At 44.1% G+C, this 20,557-nt stretch carries 22 protein-coding genes; 5 read left to right on the forward strand and 17 right to left on the reverse strand.

Going from position 1 to position 20,557, the window contains the following annotated elements:
• Nucleotides 1–24: 24 nt before the first annotated feature.
• Both ACKTT9_RS22205 and ACKTT9_RS22210 read left to right on the forward strand, forming a co-directional pair.
• Complete coding sequence (locus tag ACKTT9_RS22205) at nucleotides 25–492, forward strand: GerAB/ArcD/ProY family transporter (protein WP_407867677.1); 468 nt, start codon at nucleotides 25–27, stop codon at nucleotides 490–492.
• Nucleotides 489–1,124: a GerAB/ArcD/ProY family transporter gene (locus tag ACKTT9_RS22210; RefSeq protein ID WP_407867678.1), complete on the forward strand. Its 636-nt coding sequence runs from the start codon at nucleotides 489–491 to the stop codon at nucleotides 1,122–1,124. Before ACKTT9_RS22205 ends, ACKTT9_RS22210 begins: the two co-directional genes overlap by 4 nt.
• Here the strand turns inward: ACKTT9_RS22210 and ACKTT9_RS22215 are convergent.
• From ACKTT9_RS22215 to ACKTT9_RS22265, 11 genes are all read right to left on the reverse strand, one after another.
• Nucleotides 1,113–1,343: a hypothetical protein gene (locus ACKTT9_RS22215; RefSeq protein WP_407867679.1), complete on the reverse strand. Its 231-nt coding sequence runs from the start codon at nucleotides 1,341–1,343 to the stop codon at nucleotides 1,113–1,115. The genes ACKTT9_RS22210 and ACKTT9_RS22215 overlap by 12 nt on opposite strands.
• Nucleotides 1,340–2,512: a Ger(x)C family spore germination protein gene (locus ACKTT9_RS22220; protein WP_407867680.1), complete on the reverse strand. Its 1,173-nt coding sequence runs from the start codon at nucleotides 2,510–2,512 to the stop codon at nucleotides 1,340–1,342. The genes ACKTT9_RS22215 and ACKTT9_RS22220 overlap by 4 nt, the downstream gene beginning before the upstream one ends.
• Nucleotides 2,509–4,110, reverse strand: coding sequence for a spore germination protein (locus tag ACKTT9_RS22225; protein WP_407867681.1), 1,602 nt, complete (start codon nucleotides 4,108–4,110; stop codon nucleotides 2,509–2,511). Before ACKTT9_RS22225 ends, ACKTT9_RS22220 begins: the two co-directional genes overlap by 4 nt.
• A 222-nt stretch (nucleotides 4,111–4,332) precedes the next feature.
• Nucleotides 4,333–5,076 carry an SDR family NAD(P)-dependent oxidoreductase gene (locus ACKTT9_RS22230; RefSeq protein ID WP_407867682.1) on the reverse strand — a complete coding sequence of 248 codons (744 nt, stop codon included), beginning with the start codon at nucleotides 5,074–5,076 and terminating at the stop codon, nucleotides 4,333–4,335.
• Nucleotides 5,077–5,265: 189 nt separating this feature from the next.
• Nucleotides 5,266–5,763: a hypothetical protein gene (locus ACKTT9_RS22235; RefSeq protein ID WP_407867683.1), complete on the reverse strand. Its 498-nt coding sequence runs from the start codon at nucleotides 5,761–5,763 to the stop codon at nucleotides 5,266–5,268.
• Between the two features lie 173 nt (nucleotides 5,764–5,936).
• Complete coding sequence (locus ACKTT9_RS22240) at nucleotides 5,937–6,608, reverse strand: succinate dehydrogenase cytochrome b558 subunit (protein WP_407867684.1); 672 nt, start codon at nucleotides 6,606–6,608, stop codon at nucleotides 5,937–5,939.
• Between the two features lie 163 nt (nucleotides 6,609–6,771).
• Nucleotides 6,772–7,767 carry an oxidoreductase gene (locus ACKTT9_RS22245; protein WP_407867685.1) on the reverse strand — a complete coding sequence of 332 codons (996 nt, stop codon included), beginning with the start codon at nucleotides 7,765–7,767 and terminating at the stop codon, nucleotides 6,772–6,774.
• A 189-nt stretch (nucleotides 7,768–7,956) separates the two neighbouring features.
• Nucleotides 7,957–8,706: an SDR family oxidoreductase gene (locus tag ACKTT9_RS22250; protein WP_407867686.1), complete on the reverse strand. Its 750-nt coding sequence runs from the start codon at nucleotides 8,704–8,706 to the stop codon at nucleotides 7,957–7,959.
• A gap of 193 nt (nucleotides 8,707–8,899) precedes the next feature.
• Nucleotides 8,900–10,219 carry an FAD-dependent oxidoreductase gene (locus tag ACKTT9_RS22255; protein WP_407867687.1) on the reverse strand — a complete coding sequence of 440 codons (1,320 nt, stop codon included), beginning with the start codon at nucleotides 10,217–10,219 and terminating at the stop codon, nucleotides 8,900–8,902.
• 163 nt (nucleotides 10,220–10,382) lie between these two features.
• Nucleotides 10,383–11,132 (reverse strand): SDR family oxidoreductase, encoded by a 750-nt coding sequence (locus tag ACKTT9_RS22260; protein ID WP_407867688.1) that lies wholly within the window; start codon nucleotides 11,130–11,132, stop codon nucleotides 10,383–10,385.
• Nucleotides 11,133–11,204: 72 nt separating this feature from the next.
• Nucleotides 11,205–11,684: a carboxymuconolactone decarboxylase family protein gene (locus ACKTT9_RS22265; RefSeq protein ID WP_157321082.1), complete on the reverse strand. Its 480-nt coding sequence runs from the start codon at nucleotides 11,682–11,684 to the stop codon at nucleotides 11,205–11,207.
• Between the two features lie 144 nt (nucleotides 11,685–11,828).
• Here ACKTT9_RS22265 and ACKTT9_RS22270 point away from each other — a divergent pair, with 144 nt between their 5' ends.
• Genes ACKTT9_RS22270 through ACKTT9_RS22280 form a run of 3 tightly spaced genes read left to right on the forward strand, consistent with a single transcriptional unit; the run spans nucleotide 11,829 to nucleotide 15,560 of the window.
• The gene (locus ACKTT9_RS22270) at nucleotides 11,829–13,277 is read left to right on the forward strand and encodes a spore germination protein (protein WP_407867689.1); all 1,449 of its coding nucleotides are present in this window, start codon (nucleotides 11,829–11,831) and stop codon (nucleotides 13,275–13,277) included.
• Nucleotides 13,274–14,446 (forward strand): Ger(x)C family spore germination protein, encoded by a 1,173-nt coding sequence (locus tag ACKTT9_RS22275; RefSeq protein ID WP_407867690.1) that lies wholly within the window; start codon nucleotides 13,274–13,276, stop codon nucleotides 14,444–14,446. The genes ACKTT9_RS22270 and ACKTT9_RS22275 overlap by 4 nt, the downstream gene beginning before the upstream one ends.
• 16 nt (nucleotides 14,447–14,462) lie before the next feature.
• Complete coding sequence (locus ACKTT9_RS22280) at nucleotides 14,463–15,560, forward strand: endospore germination permease (protein ID WP_407867691.1); 1,098 nt, start codon at nucleotides 14,463–14,465, stop codon at nucleotides 15,558–15,560.
• A gap of 43 nt (nucleotides 15,561–15,603) precedes the next feature.
• Here the strand turns inward: ACKTT9_RS22280 and ACKTT9_RS22285 are convergent, their stop codons facing one another.
• The 6 genes from ACKTT9_RS22285 to ACKTT9_RS22310 all read right to left on the reverse strand — a co-directional run bounded on the left by ACKTT9_RS22285 (nucleotide 15,604) and on the right by ACKTT9_RS22310 (nucleotide 20,516).
• Nucleotides 15,604–16,515, reverse strand: a complete 912-nt coding sequence (locus ACKTT9_RS22285; RefSeq protein ID WP_407867692.1) for an RNA polymerase sigma-70 factor — start codon at nucleotides 16,513–16,515, stop codon at nucleotides 15,604–15,606.
• 219 nt (nucleotides 16,516–16,734) lie between these two features.
• On the reverse strand, nucleotides 16,735–17,325 hold the full coding sequence (locus ACKTT9_RS22290; protein ID WP_407867693.1) for a DUF3892 domain-containing protein: 591 nt from the start codon (nucleotides 17,323–17,325) through the stop codon (nucleotides 16,735–16,737).
• A 77-nt stretch (nucleotides 17,326–17,402) separates the two neighbouring features.
• The gene (locus ACKTT9_RS22295; RefSeq protein WP_407867694.1) at nucleotides 17,403–18,248 is read right to left on the reverse strand and encodes an ABC transporter permease; all 846 of its coding nucleotides are present in this window, start codon (nucleotides 18,246–18,248) and stop codon (nucleotides 17,403–17,405) included.
• Nucleotides 18,232–19,035: an ABC transporter permease gene (locus ACKTT9_RS22300; protein WP_407867695.1), complete on the reverse strand. Its 804-nt coding sequence runs from the start codon at nucleotides 19,033–19,035 to the stop codon at nucleotides 18,232–18,234. The genes ACKTT9_RS22295 and ACKTT9_RS22300 overlap by 17 nt, the downstream gene beginning before the upstream one ends.
• Nucleotides 19,010–20,029, reverse strand: coding sequence for an ATP-binding cassette domain-containing protein (locus ACKTT9_RS22305; RefSeq protein ID WP_407867696.1), 1,020 nt, complete (start codon nucleotides 20,027–20,029; stop codon nucleotides 19,010–19,012). The genes ACKTT9_RS22300 and ACKTT9_RS22305 overlap by 26 nt, the downstream gene beginning before the upstream one ends.
• A 229-nt stretch (nucleotides 20,030–20,258) precedes the next feature.
• The gene (locus ACKTT9_RS22310) at nucleotides 20,259–20,516 is read right to left on the reverse strand and encodes a hypothetical protein (RefSeq protein ID WP_157321097.1); all 258 of its coding nucleotides are present in this window, start codon (nucleotides 20,514–20,516) and stop codon (nucleotides 20,259–20,261) included.
• Between the last annotated feature and the right edge of the window lie 41 nt (nucleotides 20,517–20,557).

The raw sequence follows: 20,557 nt of genomic DNA on the forward strand, positions 1-20,557 counted from the left end.
ATGAGGGGTTGAGGGGTTGCTGCCATGCACAATACAGAAAAAATTACAGCTAACCAATTAGGTATACTGCTATTCTCTTTTATCGCTTCCACGATCATCTTAACCATTCCAGGATTGATGGCGATGTTTGCCAAGCAAGATGCTTGGATATCGGTATTACCCTCCACAACAACAGGTTTACTAAGTATTTGGGTGATGACCAAACTCGCGAAACGTTATCCAGGTCTGACCATCATAGCGTACAGTCAAAAAATACTCGGTAAATGGTTAGGAACTTGTTTGGGCCTTTATTATATTTACTTTTGGTTCATGTCTATTTCGATTATGACCATACAACATACCTTTTTCATTAAAACACTGCTATTGCCAAGAAGTCCGTCCATAATAGGAAGTCTGACTTTATTGATCCTTTGCGGATTAGCTGTTTATATGGGAATTGAGGTCATCGGAAGATGTGCTGAGTTTCTTACGCCACTGAAATTGTTTTTTTGATTCCACTTTTGATTCTGACGATTGGTGCAGCAGATCATGAACAGCTTAAACCGGTTTTAGCAGACGGATTTCTGCCGGTATTACAAGGAGCCATCCTTCCGGCAGGAGCTTTTATGAATCAGCTGTTTATTTTGGGCTGGCTGCTTCCCTATTTGAATCAACCCAAAAAAGCGCTCAAGGTCTCCCTTTATGCGCTTTTATGTATTTTTATTTTTGTTTTTTTCGTCGTTTTAACTACGATTTTGGTCCTTGGTTCCTTAACAGGCCAACTAAACTATTCATATTTAAGCGTCATGCAATATATAGGTATTGAAGGTTCATTCGAACGTCTCGAAGCCATAGCTGTCATGGTATGGGTCATTGGCAGTTTCGTAAAAGTTTCGGTGTCATTGTTTATAATAAGTCTGAGCATAAGCGAGATTTTCGGCATCCGGAACTATCGTGATCTCGTGGCGCCAATTACCCTCTTATGCCTCATCGGATCGGTTTGGGTTTTCAAAAATGGTGCTGAACTTCAGACTTATCTTACATTAATTTACCCGAGCGGGGGTTTTGTCACGCAAAGCCTCATACCGTTGTTCCTTCTACTGATAGACACAATCAAAAGAAAAGCTGTGCCCTCAGCGCATTAAAAGCATTTTTCCGATAGGTTCAAAAACAATTTTGAACGGGACAACCATACTTGGCAGCTCAACCCGAGCCATTAATAATGAACCGACTACAGACGATATGAGCATTAAACTGCTGAATACCGCTGCTTCTCTATTTTTCTGTCTCCGCAGCATAGATCGGATTGTAACAAAAGACCATACGATCATGAAACATACAAAAAGAACGATTTTAACGATCATTTTACGATCTCCTGTCTCTTCAAATGTAAAGGAGGACCTGCCATTCCGCTGCCTAATATATTTATCTTAACTTCAAAGGAAACGGCTACCTCCGGAAACTTATTGTCCCATTGGTTTTTCAACGTTTTCCACTGTTTCGGTTCGTCACGGTAGATTTCTCTGCCAAAACCCACACTATCTACTTTGTATTGCTTCTGGATTTTGGATAATGTATCGTGAATTTGTTCCTCCACCGCTTTCTCTAACGCCTCCTCCACAATTTTAAGATTCTCTGGTATTCGAATATCTAAATTGGTGTTATTTTCCCAAATGTTCCCTTCGCCTTGAAGCTGTATGTTAAATTTAATCTTACCCCCGCTGATCTCCGGAGTAATTTTCCGATCCGTTTTTGATAAAATCATCCCAACCGTTCCACCGCTATCTGGTATATTTGCATTCAGACTCCCATGCTTCATTCTATTTGTAACCCATAGAAATCCATTGGTTTCATTCTCGTTTAGGAAGCCAGCTAATTTGAAGTCCTTAAAAATGGCCGAGCCAGCCAGCTTGAATATATGGCTTTCTTTGACTCCTTCTGTTATGCCATCCGGTGTGATGGCTCCCAGTACGGGGCTGATTCCTTCTCCAGACGAGGCTAAAAAGAAGTCTCGCAATGAGATTGCCAGCTCATTTCTTAAAGTTTCCATCTCCTTGATTGCCTCACTGGGCACTTGTTCAAAGGGGTATTTCACTTTCAGAATGTCCCGCCCTTCTCCTCCCTTTACAACCATAATATATGTTTTCAAGCGTTGTTTTGAATCGTGGGTGTAAATATCGAGAATGTCTTGAATTCCGCGTTTAGACAGCTTTTCGCCAATGTAAATAACGACGCGGTGGGCAGTAAACAGTCTGCGCGAACTTTTTTTCTGAAGCCTATAGAAAGCTTCATTCACATTACTACCCTCAGCGGAAATAACGAAAAATTTCTCATTGCTGTTGCCGCCACTACCCGGCCCTCCTTGCGCGGAGGAAGGAATCGCAATTTGGTGGGATAAGATAAAGTTCCCTTCATCGGTTATGTCAAATGCCGTTCCCATAATGAAAGCAAGATCATTTATTTCCGTTCGGTCCCAACAGCCGCTTGTGGTCAATAATGTGACTAGTAAACCCATGTAAAGGAATGGTTTCATTCTGGAGCTTCCTTCCCTTTCGCCGCCGCAGATCCCGGACTTGGTTTCTGACCTGTCGGCTCACGTACCGTATCTTTCATGCTTGTTTCATTAGGACGCCGAGTTTTGGCCCAAATAGGTGCCCGGATGATGACATCCTTTAATTCCGAGAAATTCACCGGTGCTGCCGGGGTAAAGTAAGGGACACCGAACGAACGAAGCGATGAGATATGTAACACGATGCCCAACAACCCGATTACAATGCCATAAAGGCCAAGCGTACCCGCCAGTAATAGCATTGGAAATCGTAGCAATCGGATACCGTTAGCAAAACTGTAACGAGGAATCGTAAACGCTGCAATACCAGTAATGGACACAATAATAACGACCGGTGCCGAGATTATGCCTGCTAATACGGCCGCTTGTCCGATGACTAAAGCGCCGACAATACTAATCGCTTGCCCGATTTGCTTAGGTAATCGAATTCCAGCTTCCCGTAATGCTTCAAATACAATTTCCATTATGAAGGCTTCGATAACGGCAGGGAAAGGAACTGGCTCTCTAGAGGAGGCAATACTCAGCACCAGATTCGTTGGAATCATTTCCTGATTGAAAGTCGAAATCGCGACGTATAGTGGAGGAGCAAATATCGCGATACTAATGAAAAGAAAACGAATCCACCGCACAAATGTGGCAATTGGCCAGCGGATGTAATAATCCTCACTTGCCTGGAGGCCCGTCCAGAAGGTCATAGGAACAATTAAAACAAATGGAGATGTATCTACTAGAATAGCTACTTTTCCTTCCAACAGTTCTGCAGCAACCACATCTGGACGTTCTGTACTGTGCACAAGTGGAAATGGGGAGTAAGGACTGTCTTCAATAAATTCCTCAACATAACCTGAATCAATGATTCCATCAATTTGAATTCGACCAACCCTTTTTCGAACTTCCTCAATGATAGATTCAGATGCAATACCTTCTATGTATGTAATGACAACTGGGGTTTTAGTAAGCTCTCCAATTGTAAAGGATTCCATTTTAAGTCTTGAGGTTTTAATTTTAGCGCGTATTAATCCGATATTCGTTGAGATTTTCTCGATAAATCCAACTCTTGGACCCCGTATAACAGGTTCGGATGACGGTTCGTCCAGGCTTCGTTGTGATTTAGCATTCACTTTGACCAGCATTGCTTCGCAGTTCCCCAAAGTAAGCACAGCTGCATGGCCATTTAACACCTGATTTACTATTTCCTTTACTTCAGATGTCATACTCGTCATCCCTAATGAGATAACTTGATCATCCAGCGATTCTGTATTTATGATAAATAACTCGTCTTGCTTGGTCGATTTAGCTATCATTGGTTCCAAAATATGCTTGTTAATCAGCTCTTCTTCAACAAGAGTCGTAAAGTAAATGATAAGCCAATGATCTTTTCCTGCCGATTGAACTTTTCGAAAAGCGATGTCCGCACTTTTATGGAATATACGTTTAAAAATTAATTCATTTTGCTCTAAATCCAAGTTTAAGTTGGCGGTCTCTTCAGCTTCAGAGTGATGATCCTCAGGTATAATTGGATACCCAGGTTTCTTGTGCATCCATTTCCTAAACCACTTCAATGAAAAGTCCTCCTAGTGAAAAACTGTTAAAGTTAATTTCCCATTTTTTCACCAAAAATATTCTAGGATGAAGCAGCCTTCTTCATCGCGCTCTCCTTGTTATAGTCAGGAGATAACACATATAATCCCAGGCCTGAACGGCACTGGGATTATATAAAGAGATACGACTTTGCTATATTTGTGTTCTAACCCTATTCACGGATTTCTCTAGCTTAGACTTGCTTACCACTGACCTGCATTTTGACCGCCATCGACGTGAAGAATTTCTCCCGTCACAAAATTCGCGGATTCCAGATATACAATCGCATCAACAATCTCTTGCATCTCGCCCATTCTGCCCATCGGGTGTAAGGTAGCCAAATAATTGTGATTCTCAACTGGATGCATCGGCGTTTTGGTAATTCCCGGTGCGACAGCGTTCACCCGAATTCCTTTGTCCGCATATTCAATCGCTAGCGATTTCGTTGCTGCGTTCAAGCCTCCCTTGGTTAAAGCGGGCAATGCAGCAGGAATGGCTTTAATTGGCTGCTCGATGAAGCCACTTGCTGTAATGTTGATGATGTGGCCTGAACCCTCTTTCAACATCTCGATCAGCGCGCGCTGTGTAAGATGGAAGAATCCTGCCACATTGACGGAAAGGATTGAGGCAAAATCTTCTTCCGTGTATTCGGTAAATGGTTTCGCAATAAAAATCCCAGCATTATTAATCAATGTGTCAATGCGGCCAAAACGCGAAAGTCCTTCGCTAATCAACTGTTCAGCTACTTTCGGGTTTGAAATATCTCCTGCAACATAAGCGACATGCGCACCTGTCGGATCGATTTCATTTGCAGCCTTAACTAGCTCTTCCTCACGACGCCCATTGATGACGACATTTGCTCCTCTTTTTACAAGTTCAATAGCTGCTGCTTTCCCAATTCCACTGCTTCCACCTGTAATTACGACAACTTTACCTTGATTACTCATTTTCTCCACTCTCCGTTTCTACCTATTAAAAGGTAGTTAATTTTGTTTAAAAAAAGCGTCCTTTTCTTAGGCGCTAGCTAACTATGTTGTTTCTGTCTGCTTATGTATCTTACAACGGTTCTTCTATCTTGTATAATACGGAAATGAGATATTCGATATCTCATTTCCAGATAACTAATTGCACCTGCCCTATTTGCGCTTCCCCCATGGCTTAAAAACGGAAAGCAGAAACATGGCAACCAAGGAGATCAACTGTAAAGCTATGCCAATGAACAGCGATACCGTGTTTACTACCATAGCCCCTTGATTTGCTCCCTCGACTCCCACGTCCGTTATCAGCGATATGCCTTGAAGCGTCCAAATGTACATGCCAATAGGACCTAGGATAAGCGCGATCAAACTAAGGAATTCTTTTGCTATGATCCAATAATATTTCACCAAACCCCAGTGAGTCCACACGGATAAAAGCAGTCCTGTCACTATTGTTCCAATAAACGAGGCCCTGACAGAAGTTGTAGATAAAACATGCATAGCCTTGTAGCAAGAAAGTATTAATCCAGAATCATTGGTACTCACTGCCGCTATACTCAAAATAAGAAATGTTACACTTGTCCCTAGCATAATGGCTGAAAAAAGGATGTGCAAGCTCAAAAGCCACTTCTTCTGTGTCATATTTAACACTTTCATTGTCCCGCAATCCCCCTGTTATCGTCGTATCTATAAGATAATAAATGGAAATAAACTAGATCTAAACCACATATTAAAAATTCATAAACTGAGAATATGAAACAAAAACGGGATAAAGTTTGCTGTCAAGAACCATGACAACAACTTTATCCCGTTATGAGGTTATTCGACCGTCAGATGCTGCCGACCGCCAAATCTATGCCGATCGCCGCTCCTTTAAATTCCTCGCCAGTGAACGCAATGAGCGAAAGAAGGAACAGCAGTGAAACAAGAACAAATACTCCCATACAAATTTTAGAAGAAACTTTTTGTGCGCGCGGAGATATCGTAATCCCCCAACTAATCATAAAAGCCCATAGACCATTGCTGAAATGGAATACCGCTGACAATACCCCGATCACATAGAGGACAAAATACGTTGGATTCGTAGCAATTTGATGCATCGTAGAACCAAGATCATCATGGGTGATAGTCCCTAGGTAGACTTGAAAGCGCGTATTAAAAAAATGCCAGAAAACGAAAATAAACGTAATTACCCCCGTTATACGTTGTAAGGTAAACGCCCAATTGCGACCGTACGCATATTGTCCTGAGTTCAGATTGGATTGATAAGCCATATAAAGTCCATATACGCCATGGAACAGGATCGGAATATAGATTCCAAAGATCTCGAGTAAAGGTTTCAGCGGCAAGCTGTTGACCAAATGTACACCGTTGCTGAACCCCTCTGGTCCGCGCTCAAACGACTGAAAGTTAATCAATAGATGGACTAGAATGAAACCTCCAAGTGGGATGACTCCGAGTAGTGAATGCAGTTTGCGCCAGTAATAGGAATTTCCTTTCATGTGACACCTCTCTAAGATGATTTTTCCCGATCCGTCTCGTTGTTTCGAATCGGGCAATACTACGTTGTCTTGACTTTAATAAGACAATTGAGAGTGTCAAAGTGTGACAAAAAACCGTCCACACGGTTCGAAAACCTGAGGACGGTTGATAGCTCACTCTTGCTTATACGGGAAACTTGATACCGGTCAGATCTTCACTAAGGTGCCAGAGCTGCTCTGCGAATTCCGGATTCGTCGCCCATGGTTTGACGCCTGGACCGCGAGGGTTATCGGCTGGAACGGCCTGTGCAATATCTACATTTTCACAATAGACGCCTCCCTTGCCTTCCAATTGTTTATTCACAGCACACCAGACAATCGTAGCGGCACCTTCCGAAATTGTTTTAAACTCATCGTTATACTCGCTGAAGACCCGCTGCCCTTGATCGTCCAAAGCCCCCATTGCATGCATTTCATCATCTGACAGGTTACGTGACAAATCGGTCACAATCGAGCCTGGATGAACGGAAAAAGCACGAACACCGTAGGATTTACCTCGCTTATCCAACGCGACGGCAAATAAGGCATTTGCAGTTTTGGATTGTCCATAAGCTGTCCATTTCTCATATGGGCGAGTTTCAAAATGCGGATCGTTGAAGTCCATCCCGCTAATCGCATGACCACGTGATGAAACCGATACAACTCTAGCTCCCCCGGTCTTCACTAAAGCTGGCCACAGTCTTGCTGCAAGTTGAAAATGCCCCAAGTGGTTTGTTGCAAACTGAGCTTCATACCCGCGGTGATCACGCGCCAGTGGCGATGCCATGATCCCGGCACTATCAACTAGGATATGCAACGGACGATTCGAGGCAAGGAATCGCTCGGCGAATGCATCAATGGAATCAGGATCTAGAAGATCCAAAGATTCCAGTTCAACCCCAGGGATATGGGATACGGATGCTTGAGCTTTCCCCGGCGTACGTGCGGGTACAATAACCGTCGCGCCGGCATTCGCAAGCACACGTGCGGTTTCGAAACCTAGACCTGAGTAGCCACCTGTTACAATCGCAACTTTACCGCTCAAATCTTCTCCCCCAAGTGCTTCCTGCGCCGTCGTTCTTGGACCAAATCCAGATTGAATCGGAGCTTGTATCGTTAATTCGTTACTATTTTTTTGCATCTGAATATTCCTCCATAGTCATTGAATTTTTGGGCCTAGGCTGAAGTCACTTCGCCTAGTTCCAAGAATAGTACCTGGAGTATACTCGATGTCAATTTTAAAATTTCATACAAATATTAACTCCGAATTTATACAAAAAGAAGACCCGCAAAATACGGGTCTCCTCCTACTAAAACAGTTCGCAGCCTTTTAATTTGAAGTGCGCTTTAACCAATCTTCGAAAAGTGTCGTAGCGATACGTGCATCCCCAAGAGGGACAAGAGAATGTTGGTTTAATAGCACGCCATAGTAACGTGAATTTTCGTCTGTCACTACCTGCCGAGTGTCCTTTCTAGCGGTCATGAAGCGACGAACGAGTTCATCAAGACCCATGCGTTCTGGACCAGCCAGGTCCACAATACCATTCACCGGCGCCGCAAGCGCATAGTCCGCAACCGCGGCAGCGACATCGTCGGATACAATCGGTTGAATATAGGCGGACGGCATCCGGACGGTTTGCCCTTCCGTAGAAAATTGAGCAATGCTTTCAACGAACTCGAAGAACTGTGTCGCGCGAACGATTGTGTAAGGAACCTTGGATGCTTTAATCATTTCTTCTTGCGCCATTTTTGCCCGGAAATAGCCACTTTCCAGAAGGCCGTCCGTACCAACGACGGATAGAGCAACGTGATGTTTCACGCCAGCAGCAGCTTCAGCTGCAAGAAGATTACGAGTTGATGTTTCAAAGAACTCTAATACGGCTTGGTCTTCCCATGAAGGAGCGTTCGAAACATCGACGACAACTTCCGCACCGCTAATGGCTTCACCTAGTCCTTCACCTGTAACGGAGTTGATACCTAAGGAAGGTGATGCAGCCACTACGTTATGACCAAGCTCACGCAGGTTGTTTACGAGTTTTTTCCCAATTAGCCCACTACCACCAATAACGACGATTTTCATGATGTATTCCTCCTGGTTTTATGTCTGTAATGTTATTAAAAAGATCCGGTGATTGCTGCATATAATTTACACGTTGTGCCATTTTTATATACCTCAATTGTGCTGCTCTTTGATTGTTTTTCTTTACACAATTAAGACAATTGGCTGCTTTGAAGTGTGACATACATTTTGCAGCGTTCGAGTACCAAATTATTCAAACCATTTGTAAAGCATCATGAACTTCGTTAACAATGGACAAAGCCACACTTCGAGCGCTGGAGAAAGCTCTTTCTGCAAGCTCTCCCTTCCCCTCACAGCCGTCTCCACAAAAATAGAACGGAACATGATCGATACGAGTTGGCAGTAACTTATTTGTAATAACGTTTTTCACGCTGGAAACCATGGCTTTTTTGGAAACGCGTTTCACCGCGGTAACGTCGCGCCATCCTGGATAATGCCGATCGAAGAGTGCTTCCATCTGTGAATTCTTATCATCCAAGTAGGTTTTACGCTGCTCCTCATTATCAAAATGATCTTTCAAATAAGCAATTGCCTGCAGCAGTTGTCCACCCTCTGGGACAAGCGTATGGTCCGTTGCCGACACATCCGTGATAAATATTTTATTATCCATATCGCTTATATACGTAAAAGGTCTTGCAACAACCTGACTTAATCCAACATCATAGATCATCACTTCGGTTGCTGTATTGGATTCATATGGAGTAAGGAATGGCTCCCAAGCCGTACCTTTGAGAAATTTGATGACTTGTTGAACCGGCATGGCAAAAACAACTTTATCAAAGGATTGCGTACGATTTTTTGTCTGCAGAACGAATTTTTGATTCTCATATCGAAGTTCTTCAACACTTTCCTGCATGGCGATTTCCCATTGGCCAGAAGTCGTTATTTTCTGCTTCAATTGATTCGTAATAACGGACCAACTTCCTAAGATGTAATTGACTGGTTTCGTCGACAGGAACAAATTATGATAGTACTCGCTGATCACAGCTCCGGAAACATGGCGAGCATCTTCAGGAGCAATGAAAAAGTTGGAGCAAACCAAATGCTCCCATAACTCCTTCACATCATCATCCGCCTTGGAGGCTTCGAAATAGTCGTCTAAGGTGTTGTAATTTTTCAAGTTATGAATATTGGCAATAATCGCCGTAATATCTCCGACAAATCTTACTTTCTGCATGGTGCTTAACAGATCCGTTGTTAAAAGATTAATAGCGTCCAGCGGCGCCGTTGTAAGATGATTACCTTTCGAATAAACGACTTTGCGCTTATCTACCTGCTTTGAGGAAAATGTCAGACGCAATTCGTGTTCCATGGACGACAAGATATGGCGGTCGATGCCATAGATCGCGTGTGCGCCGTAGTTCAATGTGAATCCAGCCTTTTCATAGGTAAAAGCTCGCCCGCCTAATTGCGGACTGCGTTCGAATAAAGTTCCTTCAACCTGTGGATTCTCAGTCAAGTATGCTGCCGCTGTTAATCCGGCTAATCCACCGCCAATAATAGCTATTTTCATTATGATTCCTCCTGGGGGTATGGTATGAGCTATTCGGATCGACACTAATAAGGCAACTGGCGGCAACAATACGTGACATCTTCCGAGGAGCTATTTATTGGATGAAAAAAAAGGAGATCTGCACTCAAGCAGATCCCCTTTTCGGCATTGCAGTCTATTCTTCTTAATTCGTAGAGCGGTTTAACCACTCTTCAAAATGTGTTGGAGCAATACGCGCTTCTCCTAGTGGAACGAGGGATTGCTGCTTCAACAACACGCCATAATAGCGTGAATTTTCGTCTGTGATAAGCTGTCTTGCGTCCTTTTTGGCTTCAAGGAAACGACGCACAAGTTCATTAAGACCCATGCGCTCCGGACCAGCCAGATCAACAGTGCCATTCACTGGAGCCTCGAGTGCATAGTCCACAAGCGCGGCAGCCACATCGTCGGAAACAATCGGTTGAATAAAGGCAGACGGCATCCGAACGGTTTCCCCTTCCGTCGAGAATTGAGCAATACTTTCAACGAACTCGAAGAACTGCGTCGCACGAACGATTGTATATGGTACTTTAGAATCTTTAATCATCTCTTCTTGCGCCATTTTCGCACGGAAATATCCACTTTCAAGCAAGCCATCCGTACCAACGACCGACAACGCAACATGGTGTTGCACGCCTGCAGCAGCTTCTGTATCAAGAAGATTTCGTGTTGACGTTTTAAAGAAGTCTAATACAGCTTGATCTTCCCACGAAGGAGCGTTCGTAACGTCAACGACAACTTGTGCGCCGCTGATTGCCGCAGCAAGCCCCTCACCAGTAACCGAGTTGATGCCTAAGGAAGGTGATGCTGCCACAACTTCATGGCCAAGTTCACGCAGGTTATTTACAAGTTTTTTTCCGATAAGTCCACTACCACCGATTACAACGATTTTCATATGAATTCCTCCTAGTATTTTGATTGAAATGATCTAATCTGTATGCTCCAAATAAATGAAAGTATGAACGAATTACTTCAGTCCAGCTTTCGATAAGCCGAATGCTGCGTCAGCCGAGCCTGGAACTGTTTTGAACCCGACGTTGATTCTGTTCCAAGCATTGATCGCCATGATGGAGAAGCTCAAATCAGACAATTCTTTCTCCGACAACTGGCCGCGAACTCGGTCATACACTTCATCAGGTACGCCATGTTCAGGAAGCTTGGTCAGGATTTCAGTCCATGCTAATGCAGCACGTTCGCGCGGTGAGAACAACGTGGATTCGCGCCAAATTGGAAGGTGATAGAGACGAAGCTCGCTCTCACCATGAATTTTGGCTTGTTTGACGTGCATATCCACGCAGAATCCACAGCCATTCATTTGTGAAGCTCTGATGTGAACCAGATGCAGAATTGTTTCCTCAATGGAGCTATCCTTCTCAGCGTTGCTGAAATCCATCATTTTTTTGGTGAATTCCGGTGATTGCTGCATGTAATTTATACGTTGTGTCATTTTTGTTACCTCCACTGTTTTTTATTTCATAACACTATTAAGACAATTGGCGTCTTCAAAGTGTGACATCCTACATCACCCTGCATAACGAAATAACACTCTGTTAATAATATCCAACATCTATTATGCACGGGGTGATCCTCGATGAGTGAAATAAGCAGGTCAATCGAAGTGAACGAAGCCTATCTTAGAGAACAATTCCGCGATTGCTCGGATGTCGTTATAAGATCTTTTATGTTAAAAGATGAAACCAAACTAATCCTCGTCTATCTCGACGGTATGACTCGCTTGCAAAGTATCGAGGATAACGTACTTAAACCGCTAATTTTCAACGGTCTCCCCCAAGGCATGGATCGGATTCAATCTCTTGCTGACATGTTTACTCAGGAATGGGTTCCATTGACGGATGTCAAGACGGATCGTACGTTAGAAGATCTTGTCCAGCACATCCTGCAAGGCAGTTTGGGATTATTAGTAGATGATGCGGCAACCGCGCTTATTGCACAGGTGCAAGGATACGAGACAAGAGGCATCCAAGAGCCAAAAAAAGAAGCAACCTTACGGGGATCCAAAGAAGGATTCGTCGAAAATCTTCGCACGAATACAACGTTGATTCGGAGAAGAATCGTTCACTCTGATTTGAAAATGGAATCTTTTACGGTCGGCACTTATACGCAAACTGAAGTCGTCCTTGCTTATTTGACGGGACAAGCGGATGAGCAGGTATTGACGGAGGTAAGAGCTAAGCTGAAAGCCATAGAACTTGAGGGTGTTCTTGATTCCGCTTATCTCGAGGAATGTCTTGAGAATAACTCATTCTCCATTTTCTCACAAATTCAGAATACCGAACGGCCAGATATTGTGGCGGCAAGTCTTTTAGAGGGAAAAATCGCAATCATAACAAATGGGACCCCCTTTGTCCTAATTCTCCCCATTACGTTATGGTCGGGTTTGCAATCAGCCGATGACTATTTCGAGAGGTTCATCTTTGTTTTTCTGACACGTCTGGTCCGATATATCTTGACCTTCACTTCCTTTTCTTTGCCCGCGATATACGTGGCCTTATCGACGTTCCACCCGGAAATGATCCCAAGCTCGCTCATGATCGGGATTGCAACGGCAAGGGAAAACAGCCCTTTTCCTACTGTCATCGAAATATTCCTGATGATGTTTATTTTTGACGGCTTGCAGGAAGCAGGCGTCCATCTTCCCAATCAACTCGGACCCGTCGTCAGCATTATTGGCGCCTTGGTCATCGGACAAGCGGCCGTAGAAGCCGGAATTATTTCTACACCGATTATCATCGTGATTTCCTTGACGGGAGTCGCGGCTTACACGATACCGAGGTACAGCGCCACGCTGCCCTTCCGTTTCATCAGATATCTCTTACTGTTCATATCCGGCTGGCTTGGTTTCGTCGGCTTTGCCTATGGCATAATCTTTTTACTGATTCATCTGGTGTCGCTTGAATCATTTGGAACCCCCTTCTTGAGCCCGATTGCTCCGTTTGACGCCAAACGGTTCAAAGATGTCATTATCCGCTTCCCTTTTAGATTCAAGAACCTTTTAAATAAGAAAGGCCGTCAAACATGATCCGTTTTGTTATCGTGATAAGCGCATCCCTTACCCTTCTATTATTTGCCTCGGCCTGCACCGATTTTGTAGAACCCAATCAATTGGCATTTGTGCTGGGTACTGCATTTGATCACGACGAGGATGGGCAAATTGAAATCAGCCATCAGATCTGTATCCCTTCCCAGATCAATGGTTCGTCCAAAGGGGGCGGATCCGGAGATTCAGACGGCTACATTGTCATGACCGCCAAAGGCAGGGATATTCTTGATGCCAGCGAAAAAATACAAAAAAAATTGTCGCGGAGATTATTGACGAATCATCGTGTCATTATTGCGATTAGTGAAGAGTTTTTCAGTAAGAACGAGGTGGACAAACTATTTGACGAACTTGGAAGAGATCCTGCCAACAATCAAAGAGATATTACCGTTATGATAAAAGGAAAAAGCGCGAAAGATTTCCTAATGTCCAAGCACCCCTTGGAGCATCTCTCTAGCATTGCCGCGGGAAAAGAACTGCACATCAATGGCATGAAGAGTTACTCCACCAGGCAATTCATTATCGACAGTAGTGCAGAGGAACACAGAACACTCGTCCCTATTCTGCAAATTCAAAATACGCAAGTAAGCAGAAATAAAAAGGATCCCATGGCCGTACTATCCGGTTACGCGGTTTTAAACAACAAGCTTAAAATAGGTGGGGTTTTGGATGATGTAGAGGGCAGTCAAACAGCCTGGATGTCCGGCAAAGACGGGGTACGGGTTCTGACCATTCCGTGGAAGGACGGCAAGGGGGAGCTATCCTTCCGATTAACCCATCTAAAACGCGAAATTTCATCAGTTGGCGACAATGATCCCAGACAAGTTGTTTTAACTGTAAAAGCGCAAGCCTACTTGCTTGAAAACACCACTCAAATGGACATGTCCGAAGTAAGCAACCTGCTTGAAGTACAGAAACATTTGAATGATCAGCTTAGAGAAGAGTTACAGCCAACATTGAAAAAAGTTCAAAATTGGGGTCCTGACGTTTTCGGAATCGGTGCTTACCTGCACCGCCATTATCCAACATGGTGGAGAACGCATAAAGAAGATTGGGATGGCAACTTTAAACAACTCGATGTGACGATTCAAGCGAATGTCCGACTAAGATCTATCGGAGCAACCGGCGGGCAAATAAAACGAAGAAGCTAAAGAGGGTGAAGGCTGTATGAAAGTAAGTAGTTATCAGATGTTTTGGTTGGTTTGCATCTCTTCTATTATCGTACTTTCTTATCTTCCTCTCCATTTGGCCGCGGAGCAAGCTCATCAGGACTGTTGGATTTCTATCCTGCTTGGCGGCTTGTTAATGATGGCAATTACCTGGGTGATGCTCCGTGTTTGTATGCAAAATAAAGAAAAAACATTAGTGAGCTTTATGAAAGACCTCTTGGGTACTTTTTTGGGCAAAATTATTGTAATCGTCTATTTTCTTCTTTGGTTTTTGCAAATGTCCACGATTGCAGAAGGGAATGCGGAATTTGTGAATTTAGTTTTGCTGCATAATACACCCACGATCATTATCTTGCTCTTTATGTTATTTCTGATTTCGTATGCCGTGTATAAGGGTGGGATTACGACCATCAGTCGATGCGCAGAGGTCATTGGCCCCATCTTCGTATTCATGCTGTTCTTGCAGTTGTTTCTCAATCCTCAGGACATGGATCCAACAAGAATATTTCCCGCCTATGTGGATTCAGGTTGGTTGCAAATACTAAAAGGCACTTTTCATTCGTACTGCTACATGGTGGATCCCTCCATCATATTGATGTTGTTCTTTTTCGCAGAGAACAAGCAAACAGCCGCGCGAGCAATCCTATGGGGAACAGGTATCTCGATGATATGGGGTGTTTTAGCCGCGCTCGTTCTTTTATTCGTCGCCGGTCCCGATGTAGCTTCGCAATTATTAGTTCCTGTCTATTCACTCTCCAAGCTGGTATCCATTCTTAATTTCATTCAAAATATCGATGCTTTTTACATTCCGCTATGGTTATTCGGAGCTTTTATCAAGCTATCGATCTGCTTATTTATTATGAGTTACGGGTTGTCCGAGTGGACAGGCATCAAGAATTGGAAATACATTGCCTGCAGCATTGCGCTTATTTTACTGGCATTTGTCGTCTATAGCTCATACAATATTCGAATTTCTTATACGTTGAAGAACAAGTTTCTTATAAGTATCTTTTATCCGCTCGCGTACATTGCCATCCCTTTAACCTTATGGACAATTGGCAGTATAAAGAAACGGCGCAAGTTGTTCGCACCATAGACAAAACTCCGACCCCCGCTTCAAGGCAGGGACCGGAGTTTTTTTACATGGAACTGGCTAAATGTTTTAACTTATCTGGATTCAAAATGATGAAAATTCGCTGCACAGCCAGCTTATAGGCATCCCATTCAAAAGAAATGACGCCAGTTGGCACGCCATCTTTTGTTAACAATATTCCTTGCTGATCATTAACCTCAACGAGATGAGCGTCCGTTTCCGGAAATTTTGACGAAAGAGCCTGCAATATTTTAAGCACACGTTCTTTCAAGTAAACTGGCACAGCTGCAGCCGACACTTTCCCACCACCATCAGCAACCAAGATGACATCCTCGGTCAGCAAGTCCACGAGGGATTGAACGTTGCCGTTCGAAAGCGCAGAGATAAATCGCGTAACCAGTTCCTTTTCCTCAACGGGATGCATTAGTAAGTAATCATTTTTTTCCGTAGATAAATCAACTTTTTTCTTGACCCGACTATAAATTTTACGGCAATTCACTTCGGTTTTATTAAACATCTCGGCTATTTCGCTATGCTCATACGCAAAAACTTCTCTTAAGATAAATACAGCTCGCTCTAGCGGCGTTAGTTTCTCCATCAGTACAAGAAAGGCATAGGAAATCGTGTCATGACGTTCAATGCTATCGAGCGGATTATCCTCACTCAATTGGACCAATGGTTCCGGAAGCCAATTGCCTACGTAGCTTATGCGTTTTTTTCGCGCCGATTTCAATTCATTCAAACACCGATTGATCATCATTTTGCTTAAATATGATTTCATATTATTGATATTATCATTCAGATAACCGTGCATGCCGATAAACAAATCTTGCACCATATCCTCAGCATCGGAGCTAGACCCAAGCATGCGGTAAGCTATTGCAAACAAATGAGACTTATAGGTTTTATACAAATCTTCGATGTTATGAAGTTGTGGGTCCATGGTATAACTTTGCATAATAGCCTCTTCTCTTTGATTTAAAATTCAATCTGTTTTAAGTATTATGAAACAAACCCAAATAAACCATTCTCTGTGAAAAAACTGCCCAGAACCATCCATTAATAAGACAACTGGCATTGAGTTTGTGTGACATCAGAAATGATGTTTTTCGAGAAAAATCTTGAAAAAGTAAAAAAGCAGCTTGCTTGTCAGCAAACTGCTTGATGTCATCCCTTTTTAAAACCGAGGTAAATTCGATAAGTTGTTGCTTGGATCTCCATCCGGGTACGATCTTAGCGTCTTTTCCCCTTCACGATTTCGCCCCGTATTCACATCTTCAATTAATCCAGCTTCCGTCATCGCTATTGCATCGGCAATATCCACGATTCGGCCATCTTGAAATTGCACGCTGCGAATGCCGCCGTCTCCATAATGAACAGCTTGAATAATCGCTTTATTCGGATCGATCGTATGAGGTCCTGCCCCGTACTGCGTTCCATCTCTCATAAACGTACCATACTGTGTAGGTTGACCATTCGCTCCATACCCCGTATATCCACCTTGGAACCCCACATTACGCGCGTCCGCGTGATTAATACCCGTATTTCGTTGACCATACGGGGCACTCATGTCGCCGGAAGATCCCGGAACAGGCATTCCGCCCTGATAGGTCTGGTACTGATATTGATCATTACGGGCTTGCGGCATAAAATTTTGTTGCATGCTTGGTTGATACGAAGACGTTGCTTGAAACGTTTGCTGCATCATACCGTTAGGTTGGCTTTGCATATTCGGATTCGGTACTGGACCGCGCCGGCGTCTTGACATTCCTATCGACTCCTTTGTTTTACGTAATATGTCTGCCACCTGAGTAGTATGCGCAGCTCATAAGCATGCTATGCTTTCTAACGTCTCAGTCCCATCATGTTACCGGATGAATACCTTCTTAACCCTCCATAAAATAGGCTTATAGCGACAACGCAAAGGAATAGAGCAATACCAATGGCAGCTAAAATAAACGGCAGATCGATTTCACGTAACAATCCAATCGGCAAGTAGCTAATAAATCCCGCTGGCAGCACGGTGAATAAAACGATTTTACCGAACCCTTTAAAAATGCTGGTCGGATAAGTTGTAAAAGTTAAAAGTGCATTATACAACTGCAAACTAAGTCCCTCCGTGCTGCCCAACCAGAAAGCGAGACAATTTACAATGACAGTGAAAAATATAAAAATCAGCGTCGATAATACCATCGCCAGTGTGAATTTAAGTAAACCAAGCCCTGACTTATCTCCAAAAGCGGCGTAAATCAATAGGGCAAATAAGACGTCACCAATGGCGCTAACCGACATCCGGCTAATGAGAACATGCAGCAGTACGGGCTTTGGCTGTGTTAAATAAATATCAAGCTGTCCGGTCGCAATCAGATTCGATATCCGGGTCGCATTGCCAAAGAACGTGGCCATCACCCCGAAACCTCCGGCTGCTACGGCCCACAGCATCATCACATCCTGCATCTCCCATCCATTCAACACATGGAATCGGCCAAAATAAATTCCCCAGAATACGATCCAAACCACATTATTGATGATCATCATGCCGGCGGTAAGCAGAAAACTCAAGCGAAATTCCATGGCTCCCGCCAGATTGAGCTTCCAGCACGCTAGAACAAATCGAAGTAATCGCTTAAACTTCCCGGGCTGCCCGTATTCGCTGATTGTTGGCAAACGCTTGCTATCCACCGTTAACATTGAGTTTTGTCACTCCTTTCCGATACACGAGGAAAACGATAACACCGATCACCAGCATCCAAATTAGCTGTGTGCAAATCGTTCCGGCCAGATTGGAGGCATCGAAAGCCACCGTTGTTTTGGCTGGGAGATAAACAATCGTTTGAAAGGGGAGCCAGCGGCCTACCTGCTGCAGCGCATCAGGGAATAGTTCAAGAGGCATCAGCATGCCGCCGATGGTAAATAGAAATTTATTGTACACAAATTCCAACCCCCGAGTCTCTTCCACCCAGAAAGCGCAAAGGGCTAATACCATATTCAGTAAAAAATTAACCGTGAAACCGCAAAGCGCAATAAACGGAAGCCATAACAACCCATAGCCGAAATGCGGCGGCCCAATGATTAACAGCCCCAAAAGGGTGCCAAGAATAGCGTTTACGATAAAACGGATAGCTGCTTCGCTCATATATTCGACAAAATGGAAAACGACAAAATTGACCGGACGAACGAATTTAAACACAATGTCGCCGCTTTTCACTTCTTCTTCAACCCGCGTGCACAAGCTGGGACTAGCCAAAATCATCGATTCCGTAATGACCAGATACCACATAATCTGTTTAAAACTATAACCGGCAATGGTATCTGTGCCTTCCCCATGGAAAGTCGTCTGCCACAACTGAAGGAATATATATAAGATCAAAAGCAAAAAGATCGATCGAATGAGAAAATCAATCATATAGGCAAATTGATTACGCAGTGTGATTTTGCCGATAAAAACATACTTAACCGATTTGCTCCAGGAGTTCATTTTCCGTCCCTCCCTTGCCATAGTCCCCGTACATGCGAGTAATGATATCCTCCATAGGCGGATCTTCTACCGTGACGTCAACAATTCTATGAGCCGCCATGATCTGAGATAAGGCTGTTTCAATCGTTGTTAGCCCTGTATCCACCGAGAGGGAGAGTCCCACGCCGTTTTTTTCCAGCAACGTCACGCCTTCGAGTTCCATCTCGCCTGGTTCGTCTTCCAGCACAAGGCGTACTGTCTTGTGAGTCATGAAGCGCTGCTTCATCACTTGAACACGATCATCGAACACAATTCGTCCATGATTGATCACAATGGCTCTATCGCATAGCCGTTCAATGTCGCCGGCATCGTGAGAGGTTAGAAAAATCGTTGTCCCCTCTTCCCGCTTCAACTCCAGAATAAGCTCTCGGATGCGCTGCTTTACAACCACGTCTAATCCGATAGTCGGTTCATCCAGGAAGAGCACATGGGGACGATGCAGCAAGGAAGCTGCGATTTCACAGCGCATCCTCTCGCCTAGTGACAGCTTTCGAACGGTGGTCTGCAAGTAGGGACCAAGCTCGAACCGCTCGATGAGATCGTCACGCCGTTTGATATATTCACTTCGCCGCAGCTCATAGATACGGCTCATCAGCTCAAAGGTATCGATCGGCGGCAGATGGTACCAGAGCTGCGATTTTTGGCCGAACACAGAGCCGATCTGATAACTAAGCTTGTTTCGCTCCTTCCAAGGACAACAGCCCAGTACTTCCGCCTCACCTGTGGAGGGATGCAGGATCCCGGTCAGCATCTTGATCGTCGTTGACTTCCCCGCTCCGTTCGGGCCGAGGAAGGCTAGCGTTTCTCCTCCAGCCGCAGAGAACGTAATGCCTTCAACAGCTACTTTCTCGGTGTATTGCGGCCTAATGAGCGCCTTAACACTGCCGATGAATCCTTCCTCTTTCTTCTTCATTTGAAATGACTTCCCTAACTGCTGAACACGAATCGACTCCATCAGGTCCACCGTCCTTTCATTCACTAAAGCAAAAAAGACCTCTCGGTCCGTTTCGCCTATGCAGGCGGAACTTTCCGAAGGTCTTTTATCCCTTACGGTGTAACACGTCTTCATCCGTGTCGGCTTCGCTTGGTTCGCCATCCGTGTGGATTCGGATCCCTAGAAGCCCTTCCGTTTATTTTCCACATCTTAACACATCATGTCATGTACAGACAATACCTTTTTTCAATTAATTCCCAGATTGTTCAAGGGAATCAAGCTCCTGTTTGAGGGTAGCCGATTTCTGCTGCGCATCCTTGATTTGAGACTGCAGCTGCTGAATCTCCTGCTCCGCCTCCGAGAGTGCAGCTGCGGTAGCCTGGGAGTGAAGCTCCTGAGCTACCTGCAGGGTTTGTTCAGCAGCTTGCTCCGCTTTTTGGGCAAACTGTTTAATTTGTTCAATGTTTTGCTTATTGTCATCCTGATCTTGTTGGTTTTGTTGTGGCATAAAAGAACCCCCAGCTCGAATTTTCCATACACGATTAATTT

Origin of the sequence: Paenibacillus sp. P36 (assembly GCF_045866505.1) — a bacterium.
In the GTDB taxonomy this organism is placed as follows: domain Bacteria; phylum Bacillota; class Bacilli; order Paenibacillales; family NBRC-103111; genus Paenibacillus_E; species Paenibacillus_E chondroitinus.

What these genes read in the sequence shown, in the direction of transcription:
- ACKTT9_RS22205 (WP_407867677.1), top strand. Translation starts at nt 25, where the DNA reads ATGCACAATACAGAAAAAATTACAGCTAACCAATTAGGTATACTGCTA.
- ACKTT9_RS22215 (WP_407867679.1), bottom strand. Translation starts at nt 1,343, where the DNA reads ATGATCGTTAAAATCGTTCTTTTTGTATGTTTCATGATCGTATGGTCT.
- ACKTT9_RS22220 (WP_407867680.1), bottom strand. Translation starts at nt 2,512, where the DNA reads ATGAAACCATTCCTTTACATGGGTTTACTAGTCACATTATTGACCACA.
- ACKTT9_RS22230 (WP_407867682.1), bottom strand. Translation starts at nt 5,076, where the DNA reads ATGAGTAATCAAGGTAAAGTTGTCGTAATTACAGGTGGAAGCAGTGGA.
- ACKTT9_RS22235 (WP_407867683.1), bottom strand. Translation starts at nt 5,763, where the DNA reads ATGAAAGTGTTAAATATGACACAGAAGAAGTGGCTTTTGAGCTTGCAC.
- ACKTT9_RS22240 (WP_407867684.1), bottom strand. Translation starts at nt 6,608, where the DNA reads ATGAAAGGAAATTCCTATTACTGGCGCAAACTGCATTCACTACTCGGA.
- ACKTT9_RS22245 (WP_407867685.1), bottom strand. Translation starts at nt 7,767, where the DNA reads ATGCAAAAAAATAGTAACGAATTAACGATACAAGCTCCGATTCAATCT.
- ACKTT9_RS22250 (WP_407867686.1), bottom strand. Translation starts at nt 8,706, where the DNA reads ATGAAAATCGTCGTTATTGGTGGTAGTGGGCTAATTGGGAAAAAACTC.
- ACKTT9_RS22255 (WP_407867687.1), bottom strand. Translation starts at nt 10,219, where the DNA reads ATGAAAATAGCTATTATTGGCGGTGGATTAGCCGGATTAACAGCGGCA.
- ACKTT9_RS22260 (WP_407867688.1), bottom strand. Translation starts at nt 11,132, where the DNA reads ATGAAAATCGTTGTAATCGGTGGTAGTGGACTTATCGGAAAAAAACTT.
- ACKTT9_RS22265 (WP_157321082.1), bottom strand. Translation starts at nt 11,684, where the DNA reads ATGACACAACGTATAAATTACATGCAGCAATCACCGGAATTCACCAAA.
- ACKTT9_RS22270 (WP_407867689.1), top strand. Translation starts at nt 11,829, where the DNA reads ATGAGTGAAATAAGCAGGTCAATCGAAGTGAACGAAGCCTATCTTAGA.
- ACKTT9_RS22275 (WP_407867690.1), top strand. Translation starts at nt 13,274, where the DNA reads ATGATCCGTTTTGTTATCGTGATAAGCGCATCCCTTACCCTTCTATTA.
- ACKTT9_RS22280 (WP_407867691.1), top strand. Translation starts at nt 14,463, where the DNA reads ATGAAAGTAAGTAGTTATCAGATGTTTTGGTTGGTTTGCATCTCTTCT.
- ACKTT9_RS22285 (WP_407867692.1), bottom strand. Translation starts at nt 16,515, where the DNA reads ATGCAAAGTTATACCATGGACCCACAACTTCATAACATCGAAGATTTG.
- ACKTT9_RS22290 (WP_407867693.1), bottom strand. Translation starts at nt 17,325, where the DNA reads ATGTCAAGACGCCGGCGCGGTCCAGTACCGAATCCGAATATGCAAAGC.
- ACKTT9_RS22295 (WP_407867694.1), bottom strand. Translation starts at nt 18,248, where the DNA reads ATGTTAACGGTGGATAGCAAGCGTTTGCCAACAATCAGCGAATACGGG.
- ACKTT9_RS22300 (WP_407867695.1), bottom strand. Translation starts at nt 19,035, where the DNA reads ATGAACTCCTGGAGCAAATCGGTTAAGTATGTTTTTATCGGCAAAATC.
- ACKTT9_RS22305 (WP_407867696.1), bottom strand. Translation starts at nt 20,029, where the DNA reads ATGGAGTCGATTCGTGTTCAGCAGTTAGGGAAGTCATTTCAAATGAAG.
- ACKTT9_RS22310 (WP_157321097.1), bottom strand. Translation starts at nt 20,516, where the DNA reads ATGCCACAACAAAACCAACAAGATCAGGATGACAATAAGCAAAACATT.